8 protein-coding genes are annotated in these 7,070 nt (G+C 62.2%); 6 read left to right on the top strand and 2 right to left on the bottom strand.

The genetic code is table 11. From position 1 onward, the window contains the following. Window positions 1-227 (top strand): integrase core domain-containing protein (locus tag DyAD56_RS21415; protein WP_146010446.1); only part of this gene is annotated, 227 nt, incomplete at its 5' end. 4 nt (window positions 228-231) lie between these two features. Here the strand turns inward: DyAD56_RS21415 and DyAD56_RS21410 are convergent. Beyond that, window positions 232-2,067 (bottom strand): CDP-glycerol glycerophosphotransferase family protein, encoded by a 1,836-nt coding sequence (locus DyAD56_RS21410; protein WP_146010590.1) that lies wholly within the window; start codon window positions 2,065-2,067, stop codon window positions 232-234. A 12-nt stretch (window positions 2,068-2,079) separates the two neighbouring features. Here DyAD56_RS21410 and DyAD56_RS21405 point away from each other — a divergent pair, with 12 nt between their 5' ends. Next, window positions 2,080-2,688 carry a hypothetical protein gene (locus DyAD56_RS21405; RefSeq protein WP_102304864.1) on the top strand — a complete coding sequence of 203 codons (609 nt, stop codon included), beginning with the start codon at window positions 2,080-2,082 and terminating at the stop codon, window positions 2,686-2,688. A gap of 67 nt (window positions 2,689-2,755) precedes the next feature. Here DyAD56_RS21405 and DyAD56_RS21400 read toward each other — a convergent pair whose 3' ends face one another. Beyond that, window positions 2,756-3,100, bottom strand: a complete 345-nt coding sequence (locus tag DyAD56_RS21400) for a Rieske (2Fe-2S) protein (protein ID WP_102304863.1) — start codon at window positions 3,098-3,100, stop codon at window positions 2,756-2,758. A 78-nt stretch (window positions 3,101-3,178) separates the two neighbouring features. Between DyAD56_RS21400 and DyAD56_RS21395 the strand changes: the two genes are divergently transcribed. The 4 genes from DyAD56_RS21395 (at window position 3,179) to DyAD56_RS21380 (ending at window position 7,039) form a co-directional block, all read left to right on the top strand. Next, the gene (locus tag DyAD56_RS21395) at window positions 3,179-3,451 is read left to right on the top strand and encodes a hypothetical protein (RefSeq protein WP_102304862.1); all 273 of its coding nucleotides are present in this window, start codon (window positions 3,179-3,181) and stop codon (window positions 3,449-3,451) included. Window positions 3,452-3,631: 180 nt separating this feature from the next. Continuing rightward, complete coding sequence (locus DyAD56_RS21390; protein WP_233202796.1) at window positions 3,632-4,507, top strand: methylated-DNA--[protein]-cysteine S-methyltransferase; 876 nt, start codon at window positions 3,632-3,634, stop codon at window positions 4,505-4,507. 127 nt (window positions 4,508-4,634) lie between these two features. Then, window positions 4,635-5,549: a drug/metabolite exporter YedA gene (yedA, locus tag DyAD56_RS21385; RefSeq protein ID WP_102304860.1), complete on the top strand. Its 915-nt coding sequence runs from the start codon at window positions 4,635-4,637 to the stop codon at window positions 5,547-5,549. A gap of 101 nt (window positions 5,550-5,650) precedes the next feature. Further along, on the top strand, window positions 5,651-7,039 hold the full coding sequence (locus DyAD56_RS21380; protein WP_102304859.1) for a TIGR00366 family protein: 1,389 nt from the start codon (window positions 5,651-5,653) through the stop codon (window positions 7,037-7,039). Window positions 7,040-7,070 lie beyond the last annotated feature (31 nt).

Genomic DNA, 7,070 nt, shown 5'->3' with positions numbered 1-7,070 from the left:
GCTATGACAACGCGTTGGCCGAGACCATCAACGGGCTCTACAAGGCCGAGCTGATTCACCGCCGAGCACCATGGAAAACCAGAGAAGCGGTGGAACTGGCCACGCTCGAATGGGTGTCATGGTTCAACCACCAACGCTTACTCGAACCCATCGGGTATATTCCACCCGCCGAGGCCGAAGCTAACTACTACCGTCAGCTGGCTTCCGACTTGGTGCAGGCCGCATGATCACTTAAACCAAATAGCCTCCGCGAAAACCGGGGCGATTCAAACGGCTAGCTGCACGACCATCGTGGAAAGCGTGATGCCTACGCTTGATCGCGCGGGTTCTATCGCATCGTTTGGCGTAAGTTCCAGCGCCGCTCATATCGTGCAAGATCTGTGAGATAACCTCGTACCAGTGTGAACACCAGTCTTCATTCGTGAAGACCTCATAAGGTTCATAAAGTCCTCGTGTGGCGACGTAGGTGGCAAGATCTGGCGCGAAAAAGTAAATGGGCCTTTCCAGGAGGGAATAGTCGATAGCGATTGCCGAGTAGTCCGTGATCAGGCCATCGACTGCGTGCAACAAGGGGGTGACATCACTCACTAGGCTCGATGGAAGAAAACGGATGGACGCCGGAATCTCTTGTTGTAGATGCAAAGCATCCGCTCCAAATCCCCAAGGATGGGAGCGGATAATCAGGCACGCGCCTGTTTCGTCGCACATCTTGGCAAGGCACCCGATCTCCGCCGGCCCAGGCACCCCTGGGTCGACTTCGCCGTCACGCCATGTGGGCGCATACATGAGAATTGTCTCTGGGAGAGTTTCGACTCCCCACAGCTTCGCCAAGGTACGCCGAGCCAGCTTCCGGCTCAATTCAGGATCCGACGCAAATAAGCAGTCGCATCGCGGATCGCCTGTCACAAGGATCCTCTTTCGAGGCAATCCAAAGGCCGTCACGAATCGCTGCGCCGAGAGCTCCGATGCCGCTACATAAGCGTGCGGCGCACGAAAAGCTGCGCGATAAGGAACCAGCATCAAACGCCCCATAGCTCGAGCGACAAGGCTTCGCCCAAAGCTGTAAGTCGATGGCGAGTCAAGGCTAATGAGCTTAAGCGGCGTACCGTGCCAGAGCTGAATGATCTTGGCACCGGGTGCAGCCGGTCGACTAATATCGCCAAGGCCATGCGTGATAACGATGACGCCTGCGCGAAGCGTCGCTAGAAATCCCGCCAGGGATGATCGCAACACGCATTCAACTCCAGCATGCCTAGCTGCAGCCAAATCCTTATCGTTTTGCGCCACCCATACCACACGAAAGTCAGGGTGCCTGGCGCGCACCTCGAGGAGCACGCGCAACGGCCCTTCGCCGAAACCCGACTTCCGACCGAATACCCAGAGCTTGCGACTGCGTGGCCAGAGACGCGCCAGCAAGCCCACAAACACATATACCGGAAGGAGCAACATCTTGCTGGTGTTAGCCTTGACGAAGCTGAATCTCACGCCGCCCCTTGTTATGGCAATGAATCGGTAAATGAAACCACTCGCGATCAAGAGCTGAGTGATGACAACGCCAATCACTGCGCGTGATGCGCCGCCTCTGCTCATGACTACCATCAGCGTGATGCCTACCGGAACCAAGGCGTAGAAGTACACCTTGAACAGATCGAAGGCCTCCCCCATGGCACGGATAGACGTCCGATAGACCACCACAACGCCCCATAGCGCCGGCAACAACGAAGCCGCCTGAAGCGCTGGAGCGAATTGAACGAACTGGCTGCCGTAAACCATGCCGAGTAGGCGTCCACTGAAACCCACAATAATGGCGGCGAAGATCACCGCGCCGACCAACACGAAGGCCACCATTCGATGGGTGACTGCCGCCAGCTCGGCACGACCGCTACTTCGCTGTACCTCCGCGAGTAGCGGCAAGAGCGCTGCGGATGCACCCACCAGGAGGGTGTTAAGAGGCACCAGAAGATTGAGAATCGCGCGTAATCCAGCGGCTTGCTGAATGTCCCCACTTGCCGTCATCAACAGGTAATAGCCGTTATTCGCTATCGGACGTATAGATACGGAAGTCAACACATCACCGTGATGGGTGCCTTCATCAAGACCGAGCCGCAGTCGATCACGGCCACGCCCACCACGCTTTCGCAGGCACTTGGGGTGGCAACGATCAACACCGAGCAGGCCGACATCTCGGGTTTGGTCTTATCACGCGACGGTCATGACTACGCCATCAACCTGGATGCGCTGAACAACAGTCAGCGCGTGATGCAGGACATCTACCTGAAGCCGGGCGATCGCCTCTTCATGCCGTACAACGATCGCCATGAGGCGTATGTCCTCGGTGACGTCAACCGACCCACGGCGCTGACCTTCAAGACGACGGATCTCACGCTTACGCAGGCGCTGGGCCGTGCAGGCGGCCTCAACCCGATGACGTCGAAGGGCAAGGCGGTCTACGTCATCCGCGGTGTCGCGGACCTGGAAAAGACCAAGGGCATCGTCTATCAACTGGACGCGCGATCGCCCGATGCATTCATTCTGGCCGACCAGTTCAAGGTCAAGCCCGGAGACGTAGTCTTCGTCGGGCCTTCGAGCGTGACTCGCTGGAACCGTCTCCTGTCTCAGCTCTTACCTGTGACCAGCATGATCAGCAGCGCGGCGAGTGCAAGCTACAACATCGATCACACCCCTTGACGGAATGGCCGCCCCTTCCAAACGGGCGGCAAGCCAGGGGCGCCTCTGGGACATGGGGGAGCCAGCCTCAGCCGTCCAACCAAACCTCACCATCCACCACGCGGGTCGGCACTGCGCGTAGGTGTTCACCGCGGCAAGGGCCGCCGATGCACAGGCCATCCACGTCCTGAAAGGACGCGCCATGCGCGGCGCAGATCAGCAGGTTGTCTTTCAGCAGAAACTTGCCGGGCGCCCAATCCAGCCGCCGACCCGCGTGGGGGCAGATGTTGAGGTAGGCGTGCACCGCGTCATCGCGGCGCAGCACGATCACGCTTTCCTCGCCATCGCGCAGCACGGCGTCAACGGCAATCGCGCCGTTCTCGGGGATATCGTCCAGTCGGCAAAGCGCCTGGTCGGGTGTTGTTGTGTCCATAGGCACTTGCCTCTTTGGCCGTAAGGCCCCATCGTTACGCACGTAAGTCGTTGATTTTACCACACGGATTTTTAACACATGCGCTTTTCACTGCCCATGCCGCGTCGTTCCCGCCACCCGTTGGTCCGCGCCCTCTCGCTTCTCTTGGGGCTGGCCGTTGTCGGTGTTTTGATGGTGTTTGGTCTCGTGGTGGCCGGCGTGCTGCTGGTGGGAGGCGCTGTGGTGTTCGCCCTGCGCCAATGGTCTCGCAAGCGCGGCGCCGTGTCGCCCGTAGGCGGCCGTGCGCACCAGCCCGAGGTGATCGAGGGCGAATTCGTGGTGCTGCAGCAGACGCGCCACGCGGCGCGCTGAAAGCTTCGCCTGCTCCTGGCTGATACCGGCAATCGAGGCTGACTGCGAGGCTGCGGTCGCGCACAGGCTTCGCTCTCAACAGGTGAGAATTTCGGCGCAGGGATGCCTGCGCAAGATCCGGATAGCTGGTGCCGGACCGAGGCACTAGGCTGGATCCATCGGTTCTCCTGGATGTCGATCATGAATGCCCGCGCCAACGAAACGACGCTCGAACACGTCCGCCAGCTGCTGGAGCGCGCGGACGAGGCCCCCACTCTGCAGGCCTTGGCCGAGGCCGCCAGCCTCAGCCCCAGCCATCTGCAACGCGCCTTCCGCCGCCGCTACGGCATGAGTCCGGCGGAGTATCACCGCGCGCGCCGTTTCGGCCAGCTCAAGAACGCGTTGCGCAAAGGCGCCGCCGTATCGGATGCGGTGTATGACGCCGGCTTCGGTTCGGGCAGCCGTGTCTACGAACACAGCGACCGCCTGCTTGGCATGACGCCCGCCAGCTATCGCGCGGGAGGTGCGGGTGCGGACATCCGCTACACCACCACCAGCACCCCGCTGGGGCGGCTACTGGTCGCCACGACCTCGCGCGGTATCTGCTCGGTCACACTGGGCGATACCGATGCGGAACTCGAGCAACGGCTGGCCAATGAATTTCCAAAGGCCACGCGCGAGCGCGTGGACGCCGGTCGCGAAGAGTGGCTCGATGCAGTGATCGCGCGCATTGCCAGCGATCTGGGCTGGAGCGATGGCGCCGCACCGGAACTGCCGCCACTCGATGTGGCCGCCACTGCCTTTCAGTGGCGGGTATGGAACGCGTTGACGCGCATTCCTTCCGGCACCACCAAGAGTTACGGCGAACTGGCCGCCGAACTGGGCATGCCCAAAGCCGCCCGCGCCATCGGCAACGCCTGCGGTAACAATCGACTGGCGTTGATCGTGCCGTGCCATCGCATTGTCCGCGAGGACGGTTCGCTGGGCGGATGGCGTTGGGGCGTAGAGCGCAAGCGCGAATTGCTCGCCAACGAGCAGCATCACGAGGAACCCCTAAGGAAGCGCTCGGCCGCCTGACTTGAGCGCCGTTCAAGACTACCTTGCGGAAGCCTCGCTTCTGCCATCGCCTCGCCCGGATTAATGTTGCGCTGCCTGTAAACTCTAGGCGGCATCCGCCCCGCGATGCTCCCCGCGCACCCTGGCCATGACCGACACGACGACTACTACCGCCGCCCCCACGGCGCCTTCGCCCATTGCTGACGCCCGCGTGCTCGTACCGCTGGGCCTGTTTGCGCTGTACATCATCTGGGGCTCGACCTACCTCGGCATTCGCTACGCCCTGGAGAGCTATCCGCCGTTCTTGCTGGCAGGCATCCGCTTCCTTGGTGCCGGTGTGGCGTTGTTCGCTTTCCTGCGCCTGCGCGGCGTAGCCATGCCGACGCCACGCCAATGGCGCAATGCGGCCATCACCGGCATCTTGCTGCTGGGCTTCGGCAACGGACTGGTCTGCTTCGCGGAACAGCGCGTGAGCTCAGGTATTGCTGCGGTGGCCGTAGCGAGCATGCCGTTGTTCGCGGCCATGTTCTCCGGTCTGTACGGTGAGTGGCCGACGCGACGCGAAAGCGTAGGCCTGGTGATCGGTTTCATCGGCGTGATCGTGCTGAACCTGGGTAGCAGCCTGTCCGGTTCGCGCATCGGTGCCATCGCCCTGCTGGTCGCCGCCATGAGTTGGGCCTTCGGCGCCACCTGGAGCCGGAGGCAGGACATGCCCACCGGCCCGATGAATACGGCGGCGCAGATGCTGTGCGCCAGCGTGGCCATTTTGATCGTGGCGTTCGCCAGCGGCGAGCGCTTGCCCGCGCACCCCACCGTTCGCGCTACGGCTGCGCTGGTCTACCTGGCAGTATTCGGTTCCATCATCGCCTTCAGCGCCTTCCTGTACGTGCTCAAACACGCGCGCCCGGCGTTGGCGACCAGCTACGCCTACGTGAACCCGCCAGTGGCGGTGTTGTTCGGTGTGTTACTGGCCGGCGAGAGCGTGGGGCCGTATGACCTGATCGGCATGGCCATCATCCTGCTCGGCGTGGGTGCCATCACGCTGGCTCGCCAGCGCCGCTGAGGCGCCTCGACCTTGGTAGGCTTGCCTCGCCTTTGGCGGGGCGGTCACCATACCCCGATGCGGACGGGGACACGCCGATGAACGCGACTAACGAAGGTCTGATGGCCCGCGCCGCGCTGCGTAGCGCAGCCTGGTCGGAAAAGTGGTTTCCCGACGCATGGGTATTTGCTGCGCTGGGCGTGATCATCGTCGCCATCGCCGCGTTAGCCTTCGGTGCTACGCCCACCGTCGCCGTCAACGCGTTCGGCGATGGCTTCTGGAGCTTGATCCCTTTCACTATGCAGATGACCTTCGTGGTCATCGGTGGTTACGTGGTCGCCACGGCGCCCGTGGTGGCGCGCTTCATCGAATGGCTGGCACGCGCCCCAAAAACAGGGCGTGGCGCAATCTGCTACGTGGGCTTGGTGAGCATGCTCGCCTCGTTGCTGTCATGGGGTTTCTCGCTGGTGTTCGGCGGGTTGCTGGTGCGTGCACTGGCGCGTCGCGAGGATCTGCGCATGGACTATCGCGCAGCCGGCGCGGCGGCGTACCTCGGTCTGGGCGCGGTGTGGGCGATGGGATTGTCGTCGTCCGCGGCGCAGTTGCAGGCCAATCCCAAGAGCATGCCACCAGGCCTGATCAACATCACGGGCGTACTGCCTTTCAGCGAGACGATTTTCCTGTGGCAATCGATCGTGTTGACGGCCGTGCTCATCACTGTGTCGCTGCTGGTCTGCTGGTTGACCGCACCATCCGATCACAACGCACGAACGGCGAACGACTTCGGTGTCAGCGAGACAGCAACACCTGCCCTGCCGCCGCGCCAGCGCCCCGGCGAGTGGCTTGAGTACAGCCCGCTGCTTTCGGTGCTGATCGGCCTGCTCGGGCTGGGTTGGCTCGGCCATGAGTTCGTCACCAAACCGGCGGTCACCGCCATCGCCAACCTCAACACCTACAATTTTCTGTTCCTTACGGTGGGGTTGCTGCTGCATTGGCGTCCGCGCAGTTTCCTCAACGCCGTCGCGCGCGCCGTGCCAAGCACAGCGGGCGTGCTGATCCAGTTTCCGCTGTACGGCGGCATCGCTGCCTTGCTCACGCACGCACCCGGCGTCGGTGACGTGACCTTGTCGCATCGTCTTTCCGGACTATTCGTGCATATCGCCACCACCGATACCTTCCCGTTGGTGATGGGCGTCTATTCGTCCGTGCTCGGTTTCTTCGTGCCGTCGGGCGGCGGCAAGTGGCTGGTGGAAGCGCCCTACGTCATGCAGGCCGCCAACGACCTGCACGTACACCTGGGTTGGGCGGTGCAGGTGTACAACGCGGCCGAGGCCCTACCCAACCTGATCAATCCGTTCTGGATGCTGCCGCTGCTCGGCGTACTCGGACTGAAGGCGCGCGATGTCGTCGGCTTTACGTTTATGCAGCTACTGGTGCATGTACCACTGGTGCTGGGCTTGTTGTGGGTACTGGGCCTGACCCTGGCCTATGTGCCGCCAGTGGTGCCGTAGCGAATAAAAAGGGCGCAGCATCCGCTGCGCC

This window comes from Dyella sp. AD56 (assembly GCF_002878475.1).
Lineage (GTDB): Bacteria > Pseudomonadota > Gammaproteobacteria > Xanthomonadales > Rhodanobacteraceae > Dyella.
This window is presented reverse-complemented; position numbering and strand designations above follow the sequence as displayed.

Bases quoted from the DNA above. Each gene is read 5' to 3' on its own strand.
- DyAD56_RS21405 (WP_102304864.1), top strand. From the start codon at position 2,080: ATGGGTGCCTTCATCAAGACCGAGCCGCAGTCGATCACGGCCACGCCC.
- DyAD56_RS21400 (WP_102304863.1), bottom strand. From the start codon at position 3,100: ATGGACACAACAACACCCGACCAGGCGCTTTGCCGACTGGACGATATC.
- DyAD56_RS21395 (WP_102304862.1), top strand. From the start codon at position 3,179: ATGCGCTTTTCACTGCCCATGCCGCGTCGTTCCCGCCACCCGTTGGTC.
- DyAD56_RS21390 (WP_233202796.1), top strand. From the start codon at position 3,632: ATGAATGCCCGCGCCAACGAAACGACGCTCGAACACGTCCGCCAGCTG.
- yedA (WP_102304860.1), top strand. From the start codon at position 4,635: ATGACCGACACGACGACTACTACCGCCGCCCCCACGGCGCCTTCGCCC.
- DyAD56_RS21380 (WP_102304859.1), top strand. From the start codon at position 5,651: ATGGCCCGCGCCGCGCTGCGTAGCGCAGCCTGGTCGGAAAAGTGGTTT.